A 20,674-nucleotide genomic window follows, 5' to 3' on the forward strand; every position below is an offset into this window, starting at 1 on the left:
CTATGCATTCTAAACGTACGATAGTCATCCACGAAAAAAACCTAGACAATGTCTAGGTTTATTCATCTAATCCGACGCGTTCAAATATACGGTCTACTGATTGTAAATAATGTCTATTATCAAACGCATCATCAATATCTTCTTGTGATAAATATTTCGTGATTTCTGCGTCGTTTTCTATTAACGGTTGTAGAGCTTGTTTACCCTCCCATGCTTCCATCGCACGTGGTTGAACGAGGTCATATGCTGCTTCACGTGATAGTCCTTTATCGATTAAACCGAGCATGACGCGCTGAGAGTTCACAAGTCCATATGACGCGTTAATATTTGCTTTCATATTGTCTTCAAAAACGACTAAGTTTTGAATAATATTTTTAAATCGATTTAACATATAATTTGTTAAAATCGTAACGTCTGGCAGCATAATACGCTCTGCACTTGAGTGAGAGATATCTCTTTCATGCCATAACGGTACATTTTCAAACGCTGGCGTCATATACCCACGAATAATTCTAGCGATCCCTGTAACGTTTTCTGAGCCAATCGGGTTACGTTTATGTGGCATCGCACTCGAACCTTTTTGTCCTTTTCTAAACGCTTCTTCAACTTCACGCACTTCACTACGTTGTAAATGACGGACTTCTACTGCCATCTTTTCAATAGATGTTGCGATTAACGCAAGTGTCGAAATATAAAATGCATGGCGGTCGCGCTGTAACGTTTGTGTCGATACACGTGCATAGTCTAAACCGAGATGTTTACACACGTACTCTTCAATTTCAGGTGGAATATTCGCAAAGTTGCCGACTGCTCCACTCATTTTACCAACTTCAATATCTTTTCTCGCATATTTAAAACGCTCTAAGTTGCGTTTCATCTCTTCATACCATAATGCAAGTTTAATACCGAACGATGTAGGCTCTGCATGAATACCATGTGTTCTACCCATCATTAACGTGTATTTATGTGCTTGCGCTTTATCTTTTAAGACGTCTAAAAATGCATTTAAATCTTTTTCGATAATTTCGTTTGCTTGTTTAATTAAGTACCCTTGTGCCGTATCGACGACGTCTGTTGACGTAAGACCGTAGTGGACCCACTTTTTCTCAGGCCCTAACGTTTCAGAGATTTGACGCGTAAACGCGACGACGTCGTGGCGTGTTTCTGCTTCAATCTCTTTAATTCGGTCGATGTCGATTTTAGCATTTGGACGGAGTTGTTTTACTTCATCCATTGGAATTTCTCCAAGCTCTGCCCAAGCTTCTGCTGCTAAAATTTCAACTTCTAACCATGCACGAAATTTGTTTTCTTCTGTCCAAATATTGGCCATTTCTTCTCTAGTATAACGAGGAATCATATCTATACGTCTCCTTTTATCGTTAATCGATTAATTTACCTTCAAATACTATTTCTTGGTGACTCACTTCAATCCCGTTTTCAGTTTCCTTAAAGACAGGTTTTTCCATACGTCTCACGGGCGTATACCCTTCACTTCTCATTTGTTGTAACACGGATTCAATCGTATCGTTCTTTGTAACTTCAAACTTCTTCTTTTTTAGTTGTTTTTTATTTTTCATTAGTACCGACTTCTTCTAAAATTTCTTCTACATCTTCAACGTCATATGACGCGACTTCACGATTTCGTACACCTTTTGTCCAGAACCCACCGTGAATAGATTTTGGCTCATATGACACGATAAATGCATTCGGATCGAGCTCGATGATCGTGTTTATAAGTTTTTTCTCGTGGCGTCTCGGCGTTAAAATTTGCATCGTCGTACGTTCACCGTCACGTCCATAACTGTACCCGTGCGTAACACCGTAGCCAAGTTCTCTTAACTGCATCGGTAAATCTTTATCTTTTTCTGCAGTAATTGCATTGACGACTTGATATCCTAAAGCAAGCTTTTCTTCGATGCGGATACCAACGAGTATCCCTGTACCAAAACCAAACGCATACGCAAGTATGTTAATCGGCTTATCTAAGTTATCTAAAACAAGACCAAGTCCGATAATATAAATGAGCGTTTCAAAAATACTCACTAACGCAGCGACATACTTATATCCTTTTAATGTCGAAATCGTACGCATCGTTAAAAACGAGACGTAACATATGTTGATTAAAAAAATTGTAAGTACCATCAGCCATGCGTTTTCGCTAATTAATTGTAACAATAATTATTCCTCCATGTATTTCGGCTTAAGATAACGATGATACGGTTTGTCTCTTTTATGCTGACTCACTTTATATAAATGAATGATACGATTAAACGCCGCTACAGGTACTGTTTTCCCTTCTAAAAAGTCATCGATATCTTTATAACTCACTTGAAGTGCATCTTCATCGCTTAACAGTGGGCGGTCAGATTCTAAATCTGCAGTAGGGACTTTTAAATATAAATGTTCTGGACAATTTAAATATTTTAAAATCTGTTGACCTTGACGTTTGTTTAAACCGGTTAACGGCATGACGTCTGCTGCACCGTCACCAAACTTCGTATAAAACCCAGTTAACGCTTCTGCTGCGTGATCTGAACCGAGTACTACACCTTTACGGTCTGCTGCGATCGCATATTGCGCCTTCATGCGTTCACGTGCTTTTTCATTACCGATTACGAAGTCACTAATATGAAACGATGCATTATTTAGTGCTTTTACACTCGCATCGACGGCATTTTTTATATTAATAGTAACGTCAAAATCTGGATTTATATAAGCAATAGCGTCGTCGACGTCATTCATATCGAGCTGTGTACCGTACGGTAAACGTACTCCGTAAAAATGAATCGTATGACCCTCTTCACGTAACTCTTCGACCGCCATTTGCGCGAGTTTCCCGAGTAATGTTGAGTCTTGACCACCACTTATCCCTAAGACAAAACTTTCAATAAAGTCGTGGTGGTATTTATAGTTTTTAAGAAAATCGATGATTTCACGCACTTCTCTGTCAGGGTTGATGTTTTCTTTAACGTGTAACGCATCTATAATTTCTCGCTGAATATCATGCATTAATATCACGCTCAGCAATCGATTCGATTAATGACTTTTTATCTTCCCATAATTGTAAGCTTAAATCGACTGGATAAATTTGTGGGTTTAATAGACGTCTATTTTCTTCCCATAATTCATCTAACGCTGCTTCACGTAATTGACTCATTTCTTCAATAGATGATGACTCATATACGAGTTGTCCGTTGACAAAAATATCATGTAACTTTTTCACTGCTGTAAAGTTCTTAACGTATTTACGTTTAACTGTATGCACAGGGTCGAACATAAATAAAGGTTCACTATGATCGATTTTTTCACCGACACGTGTAATATAATCACCCTCAGATTTTTTCGTCTCATTATTAATAATACGATACACTTCTTTTTTACCCGGTGTCGTTAACTTTTCGACGTTTCCTGAAATTTTCATACGGTCGACTAACTCGCCATTTTCGTCTTCAATTGCAGATAATTTATATACTGCACCAAGTGCAGGTTGATCGTATGCAGTGATTAGTTTTGTACCAATACCGTAACTATCTACTTTAGCACCTTGCGTGAGTAACGACTGAATTGTGTATTCGTCGAGGTCATTAGATACGATGATTTTTGCATCTTTAAATCCAGCGTCATCTAACATCTTTCTCGCTTTTTTAGATAAATACGCAATATCTCCAGAGTCTAAACGAATACCGATAAAGTTAATTTTGTCACCGTATTCTTTTGCGACACGAATCGCTGTTGGAACACCAGACTTTAACGTATCGAACGTATCGACTAAAAAGACGCAGTCTTTATGCGTATCAGCATATGCTTTAAATGCTGAATAGTCATCGCCAAACGTTTGAACGAGCGCATGGGCATGTGTACCTGTAGGCTTAATACCGAACTTTTTAGCAGCGCGAACGTTTGACGTACCGTCAAATCCACCAATGACTGCAGCGCGTGCGCCCCAAATTGCCGCGTCAAACTCTTGTGCACGACGTGTACCAAATTCCATCAGTTGATCATTCGGAACGAGTTCACGAATACGGCTTGCTTTCGTTGCGATTAGTGTTTGGAAGTTGATGATATTTAAAATAGCCGTTTCGATCAGTTGACACTCTGCAAGTGGTGCGTCCACTTGGAGTATCGGCTCGTTATTAAAACAAACGTCCCCTTCTTTAAACGCACGAATTGTACCTGTGAAACGAAACTCTCTTAAATAGTTAATGAATGCTTCGTCATAACCAAGTGTTTCTAAATACTCGATATCTGATTTTGAGAATCTAAGATTTTTAATATAGTCGATAATACGCTCAAGTCCAGCAAATACAGCGTATCCATTTTTAAACGGCATCGTTCTAAAATATGCTTCGAACACTGCACGTTTATTATGAATATCTTTATCAAAATATGTCTTTGCCATATTGATTTGATACAAATCTGTGTGTAACATATAACTGTCGTCTTTAAACATCGTTTAACCCCTTACTTAGAAGATGAATTTTTATTTTTAAATTTTTTATAGATTACATACATTATATATGAATTGGCGGGTGAATTAAATGAGATTTACTAGTTTCAGAGCACGCTTCATCGTTTTATCTATCATCGTTTGTATTAGCGGGTTCTCTCAAGGTATGTTGCTCCCTTTAATATCGTTTATTTTTGAGTCGCGTGGCATTAGTGCGACGTTAAGTGGATTCCATACTGCTGGGTTATATCTCGGTGTGTTTATATCTAGTTTCTTAATAGAAGCACCGATGAGAAAATACGGATATCAAAAACTCATTGTATTCGGTGGACTATTTGTCGGTGTATCGTTGTTTTTATTCCCCATTTTAGATTCAATTATGTTTTGGTTTATATTACGCGTAATTATCGGAATTGCAGATAACGTATTACATATGTCAACACAAACGTGGCTAACGTCCACAACACCGCAACATAAAATCGGAAAAGTTATCGCTGTGTATGGTCTGTTTTTCTCATTAGGATTTATGATTGGACCAAAAGTTGCCGACTTAGTCGTTTATGGGACTCATGTTCCGTTTGTTTTATCGAGTGTGATTACAATGCTTGCATGGCCGCTAATTTTCACATTAAAAGGTGCGAGTGAAGCAAAACCAGATAGTGATAACGTACCAATTACGTTATTATCGACGTTAACGAACTTTAAAACAGTTATCGTATACGGATGGGCAGCACTAATGTTCCCGATGTTATACGGATTTTATGAGAGTTCTTTAAACTCAAACTTCCCAGTATTTGCAATGCGAAATGGCTTTGAAATTAGCCAAGTGACTTGGATTTTACCGATGTTTAACTTAGGTGCTATTTTATTCCAACTTCCAATCGGTGCACTCGGAGATTGAATGGGGCGTGGCAAACTACTCACGTGGCTAGTTTCAATCGGAAGTATCGGATTTTTACTAATGGAACTCAATAAAGAATCATTTTTCATGCTGACAGCACTATTTTTAATGACCGGAGTTGCGTGTGGATCGATGTATAGTCTTGGACTTGGCTATTTAACAGATGTCATTCCACGTACACATATAGCTGCAGGGAACTTACTTATCAGTATTATATTTTCTATCGGAAGTATACTCGGACCAGTATTTGGTGGATCGTTAATCAGCCTATCAAATGGCACGTTATACTTCTCATTCTTTACAGTTGTAATGGTTCTCGTATTAATCGGAAACTTAATTTTCCGTTATCAACTCAAAAATAGAACGAATTTCTAATTCGTGATAAAATAAAATTAATTAGACAATAAATAAGGAGTTTATTCAATGACAGTAAAAGTTTTTGGACATAAAAACCCAGATACAGACACAATCACATCTGCGATCGTAGCAGCAATTATTGAACGTGAACTCGGTAAAGAAGCGACAGCTTACCGACTTGGAGATTTAAACAAAGAAACAGAATACGCGTTAAACTATTTTAATGTGGAAACACCTGAATTATTAGATTCAGTAAACAGTGACGACGAAGTCATGCTCGTTGACCATAACGAGTTTCAACAATCTGCAGACGGTATCGACAAAGCAACAATTATTAGCGTCATCGATCACCACCGTGTAGCAAATTTTGAAACGAATGCTCCACTCTACTTTAGAGCAGAGCCTGTCGGTTGTACTGCGACGATTTTAAATAAGATTTGTAAAGAAAACAATGTCACAGTAACAAAAGAAATGGCTGGTTTAATGATGTCAGCAATCATTTCTGATACGTTATTATTAAAATCACCAACGACGACTACTGAAGACGAAGAAGCACTTCACGAACTCGCAACAATCGCAGACGTGAACTATGATCATTACGGTTTAGAAATGTTAAAAGCAGGTGCTTCAACGAAAGATAAAAGTACACAAGCACTTATCACTGGAGACGCGAAAACTTTTGAAATGGGCGATAACAGCGTAAGAATCGCTCAAGTAAACGTCGTTGATTTAAATGAACTTTTCGAAAGAAAAGAAGAAATCGTCGATGAAATCAAAAAAGAAAGCGACAGAGAAAAGTACGACCTATTCATTTTAGTCGTAACAGACATCTTAGCGTCAGACTCTAGAGTCATCGCAATCGGAGAAAACAACAAAGTCATCGAGCGTGCATTTGACGTTGCACTAGATGACAACGAAGCGTTACTCACAGGTGTTGTTTCTCGTAAAAAACAAGTCGTTCCAAACATCGAAAAAGCATTCCAATCATTATATGAGTAAAAATAATATCATAACCTTCTAGTATTATAAAAATACTGGAAGGTTTTTATTTTGATTTCACTTTATATATTTAATATTAATTTTTCAATCTTAAATTTCAAGTTTAAGTTAGCCACTTGAAAATAGTTATTTCAGTAAATTTCACAAAGTTATATTGTACGCTTTCTTACAGTCTTTTGCTTGACGTGGGTATGGGCAAGATATCCGCAAAGCGGGATGTGTGGTGGATGTTTGCGTTCAACTTCAAACAACACACAGGGCAAGTCATGCCCATAAGGGCCCCAGGTCAAGCAAAAGATTAAGCAGCCAGTTCTAAATCCAATTGCTTCAACTCTTGCACAAAAGCCTGGTGGGGTGTTTTATAGTCCAGAATTCTTCTTGGATAATCGTTCATCCATTGTTGAATCCGCTGGACCTGGCGGTCGCTTACTTCTTTAAGAGACTGATGTTTCGGCAAGAAACGCCGGATAATCTTATGTTGATTCTCACTCGTTCCACGTTCAAAAGAAGCAAAAGGATGGCAAAAATACACATCGGTTTCTTCAGACAGATGGGATAGGTTGGCGAACTCACTTCCGTTATCCGAAGTGACTGTTTTAAAAATCTGACTGTCCAATCCTTTTAAGGACTGTATAAAGCTCTGCAGAGTTTGGTCTACCGCATCAGCTCTCTGACCCGCAATTTTGAAAATTTTCTCAAAGCGTGTCTTTCGCTCTACGAGCGTCAATAGAACAGGTTCATCGGCATCAATTTTTCCAATGACGGTATCAATTTCCCAATGACCAAATTCTTGGCGATTCTCTACGGATTTTGGCCGTTCTTCGATTGAGGTACCCAAAACTTTTACATTTCGTCGCACTCGACCTTTGGTAGACCGCGGTTTCCGTCCAACCTTTTCGAGTAAGTCGATATTCTTGGTGCGCATGATGCCACTGTCGATCCAATTGTAGAGGGTTGAAGTACTTGGAATGATCGCCGGATCAAACAGGTCCATGGCTTTATTAACCACTGTATCTGGAGACCATTTGTCTTCAAGCATTTTTCGATCCGCCCATTCAGTGAATCGCTCCGTTTCCACCCATTTGGGACGGCGGCCACAGTTCGCACGATTTCGCAGATAAATGTCATGATGCAGCTCTGCGGAGTAGACCTTTTTATAGTAGGTATACGTCTTGCCATTCTGTTTCTGTTGGCTTTTCTGCGTGACAGACGCTGTATTGATGGCATTATTGATGGTTTGTGGACTACGTCCAAGCAAAGACGCAATCTTTCGATTGGATAAATCAAGTGCTTTATACGCTTCAATTTTCTTCATTTCACCGTATGTAAGGTGTTTAGATTTGCGTGATTCTGTGTTATTATCTACATGGGTCATGTGAATTCTCCTTATATTGGTTGGTGGTACATTCAATATAACATGAAATTCACATGGCTTTTTTTATTTTAAGTGGCTAGGTTGATTATAAAATCTTCCTTAATTTTTCAATTAACGTTTTATAATAAAAATAATTAAAAAACGGAGATGTTGCCTATGGAACACATTCATGTTGAAGTAGATGAAATTCTGTTTTATAGATACGAAATAACAGTAGAAGAAGGAAGCTATCCTATGACGACAACTATTCATTACAAACACCATAGAAAGTTATTTGAAGCGACATTTAGAACTTATCGCGGGATGCAACATGTATCTTCAATCATACAAAAAGGAAATTCATATAAACCATCTAATGTTATAGAAGGCATTAAGTATATCGAGCCAAAAGTCCAGTGCTATGTCTATGATTCATCTGACGAAAAAGTAACTGTGTATAGTAACGTTGACCCTACTGTAAAGGAGTTGGACTAAGATAGATATTAAATTCGAATATAAATATATCGAAAATACGCTCGTTAATATGTATATGACAATTGATGGAGTAAATTATTATACGAGTTTTTCTGAAAACACTGTTTCTAAAAATAAAATTGAAATCGTATATGACTTAGCTTTTAGAGATATTCCGCAATATGAAGACGAAGAGTTTCAAAGTGTAGGTACATTTACGATTACGTTCGATATAAAAGAACACGATTTTATTATTGAATCGCACACTGAAATTGAGGAGGCGTCTGTCACGACGAATCGAAATTTAGAGAATGTATATTTTACGACAGATGGAGACGTCGTTATATTCGTTCAAACAGATGCGAAACCTAAGATGAAATTGGATTTATACTAAAAAATGTCTGACTCTTAATTGAGCCAGACATTTTTGTTTAATCTTTTTTTAAAAACATCCGATTAAATATAGACGTCTTTCCAATCGGCAATTTTTCTTTTGAACATGTGTCTCTAACCAAATATTCTTTGTTGTTTAACGCATTGTTAAATGTAACTTCGTCGATCCAATTTGAATGTTTTTTTTCATCAAAACAATCCGGATGAATAATTTCTCTCGTTGAATTATCTATAATCACTCGCTCGGATTGGCTCGTCTTATCGACCACTGGGATAAATAAAATAATAATTGCAATGATTAATAAAACTATTGTACGTTTTTTCATCGGTTTAGAATTTATCCTCGATAAATAATATTGCTTGTTTCTGATGTTCGATTGCTTTAATTAAATGCTCAGCGAGTTTTGTCGTCGTAATTGCACCCACTCCACCTGGTACTGGCGTAATGTAACCTGCGACTTCTTTAACCTCGTCGTACGCAACATCTCCGACAAGTTTTCCTTCTTCGTTAAAGTTAATACCAACGTCGATAACGACAGCACCTGGTTTAACATGCTCTTTACGAATTAAATCTACTGCTCCAGCAGCACTCACAATAACATCTGCATTTTTACATTTGTCGACTAAGTCGTCTGTATATAAGTTACACGTCGTTACTGTTGCATCTCTATTCATCATGAGTAACGATAACGGCTTACCAACGACTGCACTTGCTCCGACTACTGTTACGTTTTTACCTTTTAAATCGAGGTTGTAGTAATCAAAGAACTCCATCACCGCTGCTGGCGTACATGGTTCTAAACGGTCATCTGCGTTCGTTAACACTTTACCTAAGTTCATAACTGTTAACCCATCGATATCTTTAAATGAACGCATTAACTGCGCAGCTCTCGTAATATTAATATGTTTTGGAAGTGGTTGTAATAAAAGAATACCGTGGATTGAAAAATCCCAGTTAATCTCTTTAAATTTATCTAAAAATTCCTGTTCAGAAATGTCTTCAGGAAAATGGAATTGTTTCGTTTCGATACCTAATTTTTGGAATTTTTTTACCGCTGCATTTTCGTAAGAAATTGAATCTTCAAGATCACCAACACGGACAAAAGCGACTGTCGGTGTAATCCCGTGATTGATAGATTCTTCAACTGCGTTTTTAATTTCTTCAGATAAATGTGCGGCTACTTTTTTGCCATCTAAAATTTCTGCCATTGTGTAATCCTCCATATTTTATGTTGAGATTATTATACCATAATGACATTTCGATAATAAAAAATAACCATATCAAATAGATATGGTTATTGAAAACAATTACTTATTTAGTTTCACGGTGAAGTGTAACTTTGTTTAATCTTGGGCTGTATTTTTTAAGCTCGATACGCTCAGGATTGTTTTTCTTGTTTTTCACTGTGTGGTAGTTACGGTCACCTGTTTCAGTACATTCTAAAATAACTTGTACGCGCATTATTGTCACCTCTTCAAATAAATTATCGTGTGATTTCTCTTCAACTGGCCAGTTGATCATCAACGGATGATTACGGTTTTTAATCACTTTATTAATATTACAGTAGACGCCCTAATAATTCAAGTAAATTTCACAAATTTATATTTGCTAAATCGTAGGCGTTACGATATACTAATTTAGAACAAAAACATTGGAGGGAATTATTTTGAAATTAAGAGCATTACTAATTTCATTCGTCGCTATACTTGTTCTCGCTGCTTGTAGTAACGACGCAGCTGACAACAAAGAAAGTGATAACACAGATAGCGACAACAAAAATCTTAAAGTGTATACTACAGTTTTTCCACTATATAGTATGACTAAAGAAATCGCAGGAGACACGATGGAAGTCGAATCTATTTACCCTAAAAACGTCAACATGCATAACTATGAACCGTCCCAAAAAGACATTCTAAACTATGCAAAAGGCGATCTTTTCATCTATACAAATCATGAATTAGACCCTGTAGCTAAAAAGATACATGAGACAATCGAAAACGACACTGAAGTGTTAGAAGCATTTAACAATGAAGAAGCATTCATCGAAGACGAACATCATCATGACCACGACCATGATCACGATCACGATGCAACTGAAGATGAAGATGAACACGACCACGGACACGATCATCACCACCACGGTGAGTTCGACCCACACGTTTGGTTAGATCCAGAACTAGCTACACAAATGGCAGAAAACATTAAAGACAAATTAGTTGAAATGAACCCAGACGAAAAAGAAACTTACGAGAAAAACTTTGAATCTTTAAAAGCTGACTTAGAAGAATTATCTAATTCTCTAGACGAAGCAATGAAAGATAAAAAACGTGATACAGTATATATTTCACACGAGTCTATCGGTTACTTAGCACACAAATACGACTTTAAACAAGTTGGTATTCACGGATTAAACGACGATGAACCATCACAAAAAGAACTTACTCATATGATTGAAGACATTAAAGAAACGAAAACACCATACATTTTAAGGGAACAAAACGTTTCTTCACGTCTAACTGACATGATCGGAAAAGAGACAGATGTAGAATTCTTACCGTTCCACAATTTAGAAGCTTTAACTGATAACGATCCAGAAGACTCAACATATCAAAGTCTGATGAAAGAAAATATCGAAACACTTAAAAAAGCATTACAAGATTAAAAAAACACCCTTTGTTGACTTTTTAAAATCAACAAAGGGTATTTTTATGTGTGTAAAACGTATTATTGTTCCATTTCTAGGCGGATACGTTCTGTAAATTCTTGGATTTCTTTTACGTCTTTTTTAACGACAAAGTATGCGACGACTAATCCAATTCCAGTAAATAATGTCAGTACGAGTAATGTTTTAAATAAAAAACCAATTAATCCTTTAATTAAATCCACTTGTTATCCCTCCTGAATGATTCGAATCGCAGGTAAGTCTGCGGGTGCTAGTTCTATATTCCCGAGTTCACTACGTTTTAACCATCTTTTTTCAATATGTTCGTTTAATGTTAAATTTCCACGTACTACTTTTGAATAGTACGTCGTTAAATTGACGATTCCAAAATCATATTCATAACGCGTCGTCGTAATTTTATCGAGCACTTCGATTTCAGTATCCATTTCTTCTAACAATTCGCGCTTTAACGCTTCAATTTCATCCTCACCCGCTTCAACTTTCCCTCCTGGGAACTCCCAAAGGTTCGCGAGTGTTTTACCAGGAGGTCTTTTTGCGACGAGTATGCGATCTAAATCGTCGACAATTACTGCTGCAACGACGTTAATTTCCTTTTTCATTTGACTTATCCTTTATATTGTAATGTATTTCTTCGAACCTGACTGTAAGTGGTACGAAGATAAACGTATAAACAAAAAACAGAAATAACACAATAATGATTCGTGTCGAATTTAATATCGGTAAATTCGGAACGATAAAAACGATTGAAATAATAAGTAAAGCGAGTGCGATATACTCAAACACAACAGATTTTGTCGATGGTTCTATATATTCTTTACAATTTGGACAACGCGTTCTAGATCTCGGCTTAATCATATAGCCGAGCAACTTCTCTTTATATGTCCATTTATGATGGCAATGCGGACATACGGCCGTATGAAACTCTTTTTTTGCCACTTGAATCCCCCATTTTTTTACACTGTTTATGCTAATATAATAAGTATCATAGTTAAGGAGTGCTTATATTGAAAATCGAGTTACGTAAATCACTAAATACGATTCTTATCATTATTGCATTGGCTGTTATTTATAGATTCAGTTTGCCTTATTTACCTGGAGTTTTTAAATTCGCAGTACTCGTTTTATTCGTACTCATCGCTTTAATGTCGATTATGAGTGTATTTAAACGAGAATACGATGAAAACCCGTTCGAACGAAAAAACAATGACGAGTAATTATTCGACTCTATCGCCTTGTTTAAGACTCTCAAAGTCTTTAAAACGAATGCGTATAGAGTCTTTATTTAATTCTTTGTCGCTCATTACTTGAAAATGTAAGTGTGGCAATGTCGTCGCGCCACTATTTCCAACTTGTCCAACGATTTCTCCAGTAACGACACTATCTCCTACGTCAACTTTTACACTATCCTTTTTTAAATGTGCAAGTAAACTATATTCTCCGTTTTCGTGCTCGATGATTACATAGTTTCCTGACGGCTCATCTTGATTCACGATGCCAATTTGGTTATCTTTAACATCACGCTTAACGTCAACGACTACTCCGTCTAGCGGTGCAAGTACATCATTTCCAAAGACGAAGTACGCATTTAAATCACCGGGGTCACCGTTATGGTGATAAAACTCAACCATGTTCGTTAAATCATACGCATAGCGTTGATTCTCTGTTCTGTAATGATAGTTGTGAAACACGTCTGTACCACCTGCAGACACAACTGCTTCTTCTAGTGGTAGTGCATACTCATTTTTTGTCCAAACGTCATCCGTATCGTACTTTTCATTTAAGTAAAGTTCAATACCGATGATCTCGTTATCATCTGTAAACGCTGCAGTAAGACTATGTGTTTCATCATCATTGACATAAAAATATCGATTAAAATTCATCGTTAACTTATTGTGATATTTTTGATGAAGATCTCCCGCTTCACGATGAAAGATTTGTAACGATTCGACAAATCTTGATTCTTCAGTATTTTGTTTAAACGGTTCAAATGCTGTGTCATAGATTTCTTTAAACTTCTCACTATTAAAATATTCTACAAATGTATCTGGTGTTACCATGAAGTCACGTCCCTTTTTAATGATTTAATTTGTTTAACGTTTGTATTAACTCTTTAGACTGAAACTCGATAGATTGTAAATCGTTCGGTCTAAAATTATCGATATCCATAAATATCACTTGTTCGACATTTATGTCAAACGCTTTCGCAAGAGCCTCTTTTTTATTATCATTATTTAAGTCATCTGTCGCGACAAATAAATAATCGAGTTTCGCAGCACTGTAATCTTCAGTCTCGTATATTTTATAGTCATCACTTTCTAGTATACGTTTAATATACTTTGGTTGACTAAATCCTAGTACATCATATACTGCTTCAGTTCCAAAGCTTGAAAACTTCGGCCTTAAATAATACGTATCATCTTCATCGACAATTACTGCAGCATTCATATCGAGCACTTGTTGATTTAACTGACTACGAAGTGTAGACATTTTTTCTAAAAACTCATCCGCAATAAGTTTGGCTTCTTCTTCTTTATTTAACATGACACCTAAATAATAAAAATGCGTTAAATAAATTCGCTTTTTATATGGATTAAATGCGCTCGTAATATATCGCATTTCAATTGTTGGTGCGTAATCTCTATATGTCGCAGAATACTCATCTGGAGCATACGTGACGATTAAATCTGGATCTAATGACTCTACTGTTTCAAAATCACCAGGTTCAATAAAAGTCGCATCTAACTTCTCTTCTACTAACTCTGAACCTTTAAGCTGAGAGTTAACACCTACTGGCTCTACACCGAGCAGTTCAGCATTTAATGGGTCTGCTGCACGAAATAATACAGGTCGCTTAATTTCTTTATTTAGTTCTAAGTGTCCTGCTTGTTCAGTTGTAATGACACGTGTATTTTCGTCACTACTCACTTCCTGATATGTACTACAACCAGCTAATAGTATGGTTGCAGATAACGTCAATAATCTTTTTTTCATGATTTATCCCTACTAATATAATTGAATATAAAGTACTCGAGCTTTCTAAAAAAGTATGCGAGTATGATTCCGACTAACGTTCCCGTGACGTTTAAAATAACGTCGTCGATGTTCGTCGTACGTCCGAGCGGTAAAATATATTGAATCGTCTCAATCGACATTGAAAACAAGCATCCAAATATACTCGTCAACCATTCCTTTTTCGTCATTAAATAGACGAAAAATCCAAACGGCACAAATAATACGATATTCATAACTAAATTATTAAAAATCGCCTCATCTGTACCATAATAATACAGCTCTCTCATCGACTGAAACGGTACGACGTTCATCGTGTGTCCCTGTAGACTTGTCGGCATCATCGTAATTAATAGTATACCAATAACACTCATCATTATGCCTATAAAGACGGTAAAATCTTTAAATTTATTATAATCATTTAACCGGTGATTGAACTTTCCATTGAAATAAATTGCGAATAAAAGCAATATGACAATACAAATGAAAAAAACCGGAATGACAGGCCAAAACGCTTTAATTAAAATCAATGTAACAAATCTCCAATTTTATTTATGGACTGACTATACCATATTATTTTGACATGAGTATATCAATTTAAAAAGAAAAGACATTGAGATAAATCTCAATGTCATTGTGTGTAAGTCATAGTTTATTTGCATATCATAGCACTTCACTCCTTTTTTGTATCATGTTTGTGATACTTTCTAACTTTCTAATTGATGTATTAAATATCCAATACATCGCTACTAATACAAAAAGCATAGAGAAGGTAGCCATTGCTATTTTAACTCCAAAATAATTTCCAATAATTCCACCAGTAAGAGCTCCTAAAGGAGCGAGTGTCGTAGAAATACCAATCATAGAACCCATAGCTACCCCTACTTTTTCTGGTGCTACAATTAATTGAACGATGGTTTGTGAAAACACATTTAATACTCCTACAATTAACCATCCAATAAAGAATAGAATCAATGAAGTAATTATATTTATTTGAGAATTACCACTGATGAATGTCATAGCGAACCATAATATTCCGATGCTCATAATTCCAATAATATAAAAATGACCTAACAAAATACTTTGTGATTTCTTTTTTCCGGCAATAATTGCACCAATTAACACCCCAAACCCCATAGTAGATAGTAAAAAACTATAGTGAATTTCATTTATAGCAAATACAGGAAGATTTGCAAAAATACCTGTTGATGCAAAGTTAATAAATATTACACCTACTAACAATGGAAATAAAGTTTCTTCTTTCCAGAGTGACAACCCATTCTTTAATTGTTTAAAATGATTCACTAATTTAAATCGATTGCTTTTAGAACTAGTTTTTATATTTTGATTTAATTTTGAAATCAAGCTACTTAACAATATAAACACGATCGTGTTAATTAAGAATGTCGCACTGTTGATGTAATACATAGTGAAAATTCCAAATATAGTAATTAAAAGCCCTGCAATCGCATTAAATAATGCATCACTACCCTGATACGCTGCTGTAAATAAAGAGTTTGCCTTAACCAATTCTTCTTCATTCAATAATTTAGGTAAAATCGAAACTTGCGCCGGATAAATAATTTGATTTATCAAACTTATAACAAACATAATAATAAATATATAAGACACTTTTAGAAGTTCTAGATGATTTAGTAATGGTATAAGTATTAATAATATCGCTTGAATAAATTGTGATCCAATTAAGTATCTTTTTAAGTTAATTTGATCGAGTAAAGGACTAAATAATACTTGTATAATAGCTGCTGATGAAGTAATAAATAATGCAAGACCAGTGTAAAGTGCTGATCCTGTCATCGAATAGACTAATAACATAGTTGCGATGCTATATAGACTGTCTCCAAAATTTGCTATAAGACGACCAACGAGTAAAATGTTAAAATCTTTATTTTTAATCATAACAAACTCTCCTTTAAGATTTTGAACGTTTAAATTTATTTGAATGTTAGGCTATAAAATTAACCCATGTATTGGGTTAACTTTCTAATACGATAAATTGGTGCACTCCATCATTACTACCGTACTTTTCTATCAATTGTTTAAATTCTTTAATGAACATGTCGTATTCATCTGCTTTAACTGAGAAATTCTCATGTGTTGTATCAGTAAATTGGCTAAATATATTAATATCTGGAATAAATGCTTTAGCAACTGGCAAATAAAATTTTTGAACAATCCCATTTACAACTTCCGTTTTTTCTACTTTAATAAACCCTCTCTTTTCCAACTCATTAAGATGGTAGTAAATCTTCAATCCCTTTTCATTCAATATTTTAGAAAGTTCTTGTCCTGATTTAGCCACGTTTCCAAGGGTTAGCAAAATATTAACTCTAAAAGGATCACTTAAAACTTTTAAATCCTCAATATTTTTAATACGATGTACTTCATCCATGTTTTCACCTAACATTCTATTTAATTTGAACGTTAAAATTATAATACACGACAAATTATAAATTGTCAACTCAATAATCCTTTCTTAACAAAAAACTGTAGATCAAGTCGATATCCGACTTAATCTACAGTCTAAAATTCTGAGAATAACCTCAATCTCATTCTTTCCTCATTACTTGTTTATGGTACATTTCTTGGTATTTACCGCCGAGTTTTAGTAATTGCTCGTGATTACCTGATTCTACGATATTCCCTTTATCTAATAATAGAATATTGTTCGCATGTTGAATCGTTGATAATCGGTGTGCGATTATTACAGTCGTTCGATTTGAAGATACTACTTTCATTGCATTTTGTACAAGTTGCTCTGTTTCACTATCAACGTTAGACGTTGCTTCGTCTAGTATTAATAGTGTCGGTTTAAATGCTAATGCTCTCGCAAATGAAATGAGCTGACGTTCTCCAAGTGATAATGTCGAACCACTTTCAATAAGTTCTTCATGAATCCCGTTTTCAAAGCGTTCTAAAATCATTTCTCCACCGACAGAAATTAAAGCATCGATGGCTTCTTCTTCTGTAATGTCTTCACTACCAAGACGAATATTATAAAGAAGTGTTCCGTTATAGATGTATGGATCTTGTAAAACGATTGCCATATGACTTCTCATCGATTGTTTGTTTAATGTTTTTGTGTCGACACCGTCAAACAGTATCTCTCCACTATCCGGATCATAAAACCTCATCAGTAAGTTGATAATTGAACTCTTACCAGATCCCGTATGCCCAACGAGTGCGAGCGTTTCATTTTCTTTCACTTTAAAGTTAATGTTATTTAACACTCGGTGTCCTTTATTGTATGAGAAAGTGACATCATTAAACTCGATATTTCCTTTAAACGTTTGAAGTTCTTGATGGTCTTCTCGTTCTTCTTCCTCATCGAGTAATTCGAACACTTTATTTGTCGCGACACGAGCTTGTTCGATGATATCAAACACACCGATAATCGCATATAAAGGCATCATGATTTTCCCGGCGTAGTCAATCATTAAATACATCGAACCGACAGACCATGCTGTGTTTTGGAATACAAACATATAACTGAATACGAAGATTAAAATCATGAGTACAACACTACGTAACGACTCGATTAAGTTCGTATTTGTCAGTGCGTTTAACCTTGAAAGTCGCACTGAACTTTTATAGTAATCTTCGTTTAGTTTAGAAAACTCGTTAAACACTTTTTCTTCGTTATTAAATGCTTGAATGACACTCATACCGCTAATAGATTCATTAATAGACGCGTTCATTTCACTATTTCGTTCGCGTTTCGTCATGTTAAATTTGTTAGACGCTTTTCGGTATAAGTATAACCATAAAAATAGAAACGGTAATACGAGTATCATTAACAATCCTGCATACACGTTTACAAAGAACGATGCAATAACGACCCCTAAAATCGTAAATACACTCGTAATGACTTGAGTGAGAACTGACGTAAATACATTTAGTATCGTTTCTGTGTCGTTTGTGATTCTTGCTACAACTTTCCCTGCTGGTAAGTTGTCAAAGTAACGTACCGGTAATTTTTGAACATGTCTAAAGACTTTAAGTCGAATTGCTTGAATTACTTTACTTCCTGCTTTTAACGTAATTATACGCGAGAAATACCCAATAAGTCCGTTAGTCACTTGGACAATTAAGTATATGAAAAGCATAATGATTAAGCCTTTAACAACGACATTCTCTTTTACTAAGTAATTATCTAAAATAATTTTTAATAAAAACGGCCCGAGTAAGTTTAACCCAACCGCGATTAAGTTAAGGACGATTCCGAAGAGAAGGAGCGAACGGTGACCAGCTGTAAATTCATATAATCTTTTAAGTTGGTTCAACGTTCTCACCTCCATGTTTAAAGTACTCGTGTTGTGTTTTGTACCATCCGTCTGTTTCTATTAACTCTTTATGAGTACCAGACTGAACGATTGCCCCGTCATCGATAACGATAATTTGATCTGCATGTTCCACGGCAGATAATCTATGCGTAATGATAATCGTTGTTTTATCTTTACGTGTTTTCTTTAACGCATCGATAATATGTTGTTCAGTATTTGCGTCTACTGCACTTAAAGCATCATCTAAAATAAGTATCTCCGGATCTTTAATTAAGCTTCTCGCAATCGATATACGCTGCTTTTGACCGCCAGATAATGCGATACCCTTTTCTCCGACTTTCGTTTCTAAGCCGTGCTTCATATTGTTTAAGTCATTGACTAGCGCACTATTTTGAATTGCGCGCTGCAGTTCTTCTTCTGTTGCATTTTCTTTACCAAATAAAATGTTTTCTCGAACTGTTTTACTAAATAAGAAGTTTTCTTGCGGAACATAGCCAATTAAATCTCTCAGTTCTTTTTTATTAATATTTCGAATCGGTTTTCCATCGATAATAAATTGACCATTACCTTCAGAATAGTACTTTAAGAACTGTTTAATAAACGTCGTTTTACCGCTTCCCGTTTTACCGACGATACCGAGTGTCTCTCCTTTTTTAAGTTCGAGAACAATACCTTTTAAATTCTCACGACTCGATGTCGGATATGTGAATGAGTAGTCGTCAAATGAGATGTTGTTGTTTTGAACACTTTCACCTGAGACTAACACATCATCTTCTTCGTTTAGTAAGTCTTCAATTCGGTTGAGTGATGCACGACCTCTTTCTGTAGTGTCTAACATAATTCCGAATGCGAACATCGGCCAAATCATCATATTTAAATAAATATTAAACGTTATAAACTCACCGAGTGTGATCGTTCCGTTATTGATAAAAAACGCACCGGCAATAAATGAGATGATAAATGACGTTGCAACGACTAACGTCGTAATTGGCTCAAAAAGTGCTTCTAATTTCGCAACTTTCATAATGCGATCAATATAATTAGAAGTCATTGATTTAAAACGATTATACTCCGGATTTTCTTGTACATAACTTCTCGTTACTCTAACACCTTCAACAACCTCTAATACGTTGTTGTTCATTTTTCCGAATGATTCTTGTGCTTTCATATGGTGTTCCATAATCTTTTTACCGATTTTTACTTCCGTCACAATTAGTAGTGGTAACGGCAGTAAAGCAATAATTGTTAACACCGGATTAACGACAATCATCATTGTAACTAATATTATTGTCCCATAAATTAACGTATCGATAATCGTGATAATACCGAATGTCGTTCCCATCGTCACACTGCGTAAATCATTCGTAATGCGCGCCATTAAGTCTCCCGTACTATTTCTTTCATAGAATGATGGGGACATCGCTAAATACTTACGGACTAAACGCTTACGTAAAATCGCATCAATATCATAACCAGACTGCATGATATAATACGTACTTATGTATGTCAGTATATAAATCAATAGAATCGCAGAGAAGAATATACCGATAATCATTTTCATCGAATCTATTGTCATTGAACCCTCTGTAATGAGGTCGATTGTTTTACCGATAAGTAGCGGAGGTAAAATTTCTAAAATGTTTAAAATTAATGCAGATGCTAATATAATGAGTAATTTGAGCTTATGTTTTCGAAAATACCATCTGATTTTCTTTAAAAATGTAAGCATCTTTTGTTCCTTTCTTTTTTATT

26 protein-coding genes are annotated in these 20,674 nt (G+C 35.6%); 7 read left to right on the top strand and 19 right to left on the bottom strand.

What is annotated here, in order from left to right:
• Positions 1-58: 58 nt before the first annotated feature.
• Genes purB through CJ229_RS04145 form a run of 5 tightly spaced genes read right to left on the bottom strand, consistent with a single transcriptional unit; the run spans position 59 to position 4,450 of the window.
• Positions 59-1,357: an adenylosuccinate lyase gene (gene purB / locus CJ229_RS04125; protein ID WP_070458510.1), complete on the bottom strand. Its 1,299-nt coding sequence runs from the start codon at positions 1,355-1,357 to the stop codon at positions 59-61.
• Positions 1,358-1,379: 22 nt separating this feature from the next.
• Positions 1,380-1,577 carry an NETI motif-containing protein gene (locus tag CJ229_RS04130; protein WP_070710029.1) on the bottom strand — a complete coding sequence of 66 codons (198 nt, stop codon included), beginning with the start codon at positions 1,575-1,577 and terminating at the stop codon, positions 1,380-1,382.
• Complete coding sequence (locus CJ229_RS04135; protein ID WP_068131072.1) at positions 1,567-2,142, bottom strand: DUF2179 domain-containing protein; 576 nt, start codon at positions 2,140-2,142, stop codon at positions 1,567-1,569. The genes CJ229_RS04130 and CJ229_RS04135 overlap by 11 nt, the downstream gene beginning before the upstream one ends.
• A gap of 36 nt (positions 2,143-2,178) precedes the next feature.
• Entirely contained in the window at positions 2,179-3,009 is an 831-nt protein-coding gene (gene nadE / locus CJ229_RS04140) for an NAD(+) synthase (RefSeq protein ID WP_102167829.1), read from the bottom strand.
• Positions 3,002-4,450, bottom strand: a complete 1,449-nt coding sequence (locus CJ229_RS04145) for a nicotinate phosphoribosyltransferase (RefSeq protein WP_102167830.1) — start codon at positions 4,448-4,450, stop codon at positions 3,002-3,004. The genes nadE and CJ229_RS04145 overlap by 8 nt, the downstream gene beginning before the upstream one ends.
• Before the next feature lie 88 nt (positions 4,451-4,538).
• On the opposite strand from CJ229_RS04145, the gene CJ229_RS04150 reads away from it, so the two are divergent.
• Genes CJ229_RS04150 through CJ229_RS04160 form a run of 3 tightly spaced genes read left to right on the top strand, consistent with a single transcriptional unit; the run spans position 4,539 to position 6,704 of the window.
• On the top strand, positions 4,539-5,348 hold the full coding sequence (locus CJ229_RS04150) for an MFS transporter (protein ID WP_317846629.1): 810 nt from the start codon (positions 4,539-4,541) through the stop codon (positions 5,346-5,348).
• Positions 5,349-5,723, top strand: coding sequence for an MFS transporter (locus CJ229_RS04155; protein WP_317846630.1), 375 nt, complete (start codon positions 5,349-5,351; stop codon positions 5,721-5,723). It abuts the gene before it with no gap.
• Between the two features lie 48 nt (positions 5,724-5,771).
• The gene (locus tag CJ229_RS04160; protein ID WP_102167832.1) at positions 5,772-6,704 is read left to right on the top strand and encodes a manganese-dependent inorganic pyrophosphatase; all 933 of its coding nucleotides are present in this window, start codon (positions 5,772-5,774) and stop codon (positions 6,702-6,704) included.
• Between the two features lie 298 nt (positions 6,705-7,002).
• On the opposite strand, the gene CJ229_RS04165 is transcribed toward CJ229_RS04160, so the two are convergent.
• Positions 7,003-8,079 (bottom strand): IS30 family transposase, encoded by a 1,077-nt coding sequence (locus CJ229_RS04165; RefSeq protein ID WP_068128648.1) that lies wholly within the window; start codon positions 8,077-8,079, stop codon positions 7,003-7,005.
• Positions 8,080-8,235: 156 nt separating this feature from the next.
• Here CJ229_RS04165 and CJ229_RS04170 point away from each other — a divergent pair, with 156 nt between their 5' ends.
• Positions 8,236-8,553: a hypothetical protein gene (locus CJ229_RS04170; RefSeq protein WP_070623648.1), complete on the top strand. Its 318-nt coding sequence runs from the start codon at positions 8,236-8,238 to the stop codon at positions 8,551-8,553.
• 55 nt (positions 8,554-8,608) lie between these two features.
• A complete protein-coding gene (locus CJ229_RS04175) occupies positions 8,609-8,926 on the top strand; it encodes a hypothetical protein (RefSeq protein ID WP_102167670.1) in 318 nt (105 codons plus the stop codon).
• 37 nt (positions 8,927-8,963) lie between these two features.
• Here CJ229_RS04175 and CJ229_RS04180 read toward each other — a convergent pair whose 3' ends face one another.
• The 3 genes from CJ229_RS04180 to rpmG form a co-directional block, all read right to left on the bottom strand.
• A complete protein-coding gene (locus CJ229_RS04180; protein ID WP_070710025.1) occupies positions 8,964-9,251 on the bottom strand; it encodes a hypothetical protein in 288 nt (95 codons plus the stop codon).
• Positions 9,252-9,255: 4 nt separating this feature from the next.
• Positions 9,256-10,134: a bifunctional 5,10-methylenetetrahydrofolate dehydrogenase/5,10-methenyltetrahydrofolate cyclohydrolase gene (locus CJ229_RS04185; RefSeq protein WP_070623655.1), complete on the bottom strand. Its 879-nt coding sequence runs from the start codon at positions 10,132-10,134 to the stop codon at positions 9,256-9,258.
• A 103-nt stretch (positions 10,135-10,237) separates the two neighbouring features.
• The gene (gene rpmG / locus CJ229_RS04190) at positions 10,238-10,387 is read right to left on the bottom strand and encodes a 50S ribosomal protein L33 (RefSeq protein WP_040929001.1); all 150 of its coding nucleotides are present in this window, start codon (positions 10,385-10,387) and stop codon (positions 10,238-10,240) included.
• Between the two features lie 205 nt (positions 10,388-10,592).
• Here rpmG and CJ229_RS04195 point away from each other — a divergent pair, with 205 nt between their 5' ends.
• Positions 10,593-11,588 carry a metal ABC transporter solute-binding protein, Zn/Mn family gene (locus tag CJ229_RS04195; RefSeq protein WP_246827417.1) on the top strand — a complete coding sequence of 332 codons (996 nt, stop codon included), beginning with the start codon at positions 10,593-10,595 and terminating at the stop codon, positions 11,586-11,588.
• Positions 11,589-11,650: 62 nt separating this feature from the next.
• Here CJ229_RS04195 and CJ229_RS04200 read toward each other — a convergent pair whose 3' ends face one another.
• Genes CJ229_RS04200 through CJ229_RS04210 form a run of 3 tightly spaced genes read right to left on the bottom strand, consistent with a single transcriptional unit; the run spans position 11,651 to position 12,545 of the window.
• The gene (locus CJ229_RS04200) at positions 11,651-11,812 is read right to left on the bottom strand and encodes a hypothetical protein (RefSeq protein WP_155974675.1); all 162 of its coding nucleotides are present in this window, start codon (positions 11,810-11,812) and stop codon (positions 11,651-11,653) included.
• Positions 11,813-11,815: 3 nt separating this feature from the next.
• Positions 11,816-12,208 (bottom strand): (deoxy)nucleoside triphosphate pyrophosphohydrolase, encoded by a 393-nt coding sequence (locus CJ229_RS04205; RefSeq protein ID WP_040929003.1) that lies wholly within the window; start codon positions 12,206-12,208, stop codon positions 11,816-11,818.
• Positions 12,192-12,545, bottom strand: a complete 354-nt coding sequence (locus CJ229_RS04210; RefSeq protein ID WP_052327309.1) for a TIGR04104 family putative zinc finger protein — start codon at positions 12,543-12,545, stop codon at positions 12,192-12,194. Before CJ229_RS04210 ends, CJ229_RS04205 begins: the two co-directional genes overlap by 17 nt.
• Before the next feature lie 68 nt (positions 12,546-12,613).
• Here CJ229_RS04210 and CJ229_RS04215 point away from each other — a divergent pair, with 68 nt between their 5' ends.
• Positions 12,614-12,823 (top strand): hypothetical protein, encoded by a 210-nt coding sequence (locus CJ229_RS04215; RefSeq protein ID WP_040929004.1) that lies wholly within the window; start codon positions 12,614-12,616, stop codon positions 12,821-12,823.
• Here the strand turns inward: CJ229_RS04215 and CJ229_RS04220 are convergent, their stop codons facing one another.
• The 7 genes from CJ229_RS04220 to CJ229_RS04250 form a co-directional block, all read right to left on the bottom strand.
• Positions 12,824-13,666, bottom strand: coding sequence for a M23 family metallopeptidase (locus CJ229_RS04220; RefSeq protein WP_102167671.1), 843 nt, complete (start codon positions 13,664-13,666; stop codon positions 12,824-12,826).
• A 16-nt stretch (positions 13,667-13,682) separates the two neighbouring features.
• Positions 13,683-14,600, bottom strand: a complete 918-nt coding sequence (locus tag CJ229_RS04225) for an ABC transporter substrate-binding protein (protein ID WP_070623658.1) — start codon at positions 14,598-14,600, stop codon at positions 13,683-13,685.
• Entirely contained in the window at positions 14,597-14,995 is a 399-nt protein-coding gene (locus CJ229_RS04230) for a VanZ family protein (protein WP_327084875.1), read from the bottom strand. Before CJ229_RS04230 ends, CJ229_RS04225 begins: the two co-directional genes overlap by 4 nt.
• Before the next feature lie 286 nt (positions 14,996-15,281).
• A complete protein-coding gene (locus tag CJ229_RS04235; protein ID WP_102167673.1) occupies positions 15,282-16,538 on the bottom strand; it encodes an MFS transporter in 1,257 nt (418 codons plus the stop codon).
• A 76-nt stretch (positions 16,539-16,614) separates the two neighbouring features.
• Positions 16,615-17,031 carry a helix-turn-helix domain-containing protein gene (locus CJ229_RS04240; RefSeq protein ID WP_317846631.1) on the bottom strand — a complete coding sequence of 139 codons (417 nt, stop codon included), beginning with the start codon at positions 17,029-17,031 and terminating at the stop codon, positions 16,615-16,617.
• 157 nt (positions 17,032-17,188) lie between these two features.
• Positions 17,189-18,922 carry an ABC transporter ATP-binding protein gene (locus tag CJ229_RS04245; RefSeq protein ID WP_102167674.1) on the bottom strand — a complete coding sequence of 578 codons (1,734 nt, stop codon included), beginning with the start codon at positions 18,920-18,922 and terminating at the stop codon, positions 17,189-17,191.
• Entirely contained in the window at positions 18,909-20,651 is a 1,743-nt protein-coding gene (locus tag CJ229_RS04250) for an ABC transporter ATP-binding protein (protein ID WP_102167675.1), read from the bottom strand. Before CJ229_RS04250 ends, CJ229_RS04245 begins: the two co-directional genes overlap by 14 nt.
• Between the last annotated feature and the right edge of the window lie 23 nt (positions 20,652-20,674).

It is taken from the genome of Nosocomiicoccus massiliensis (assembly GCF_002871345.2).
Taxonomy (GTDB): Bacteria; Bacillota; Bacilli; order Staphylococcales; family Salinicoccaceae; genus Nosocomiicoccus; species Nosocomiicoccus ampullae_A.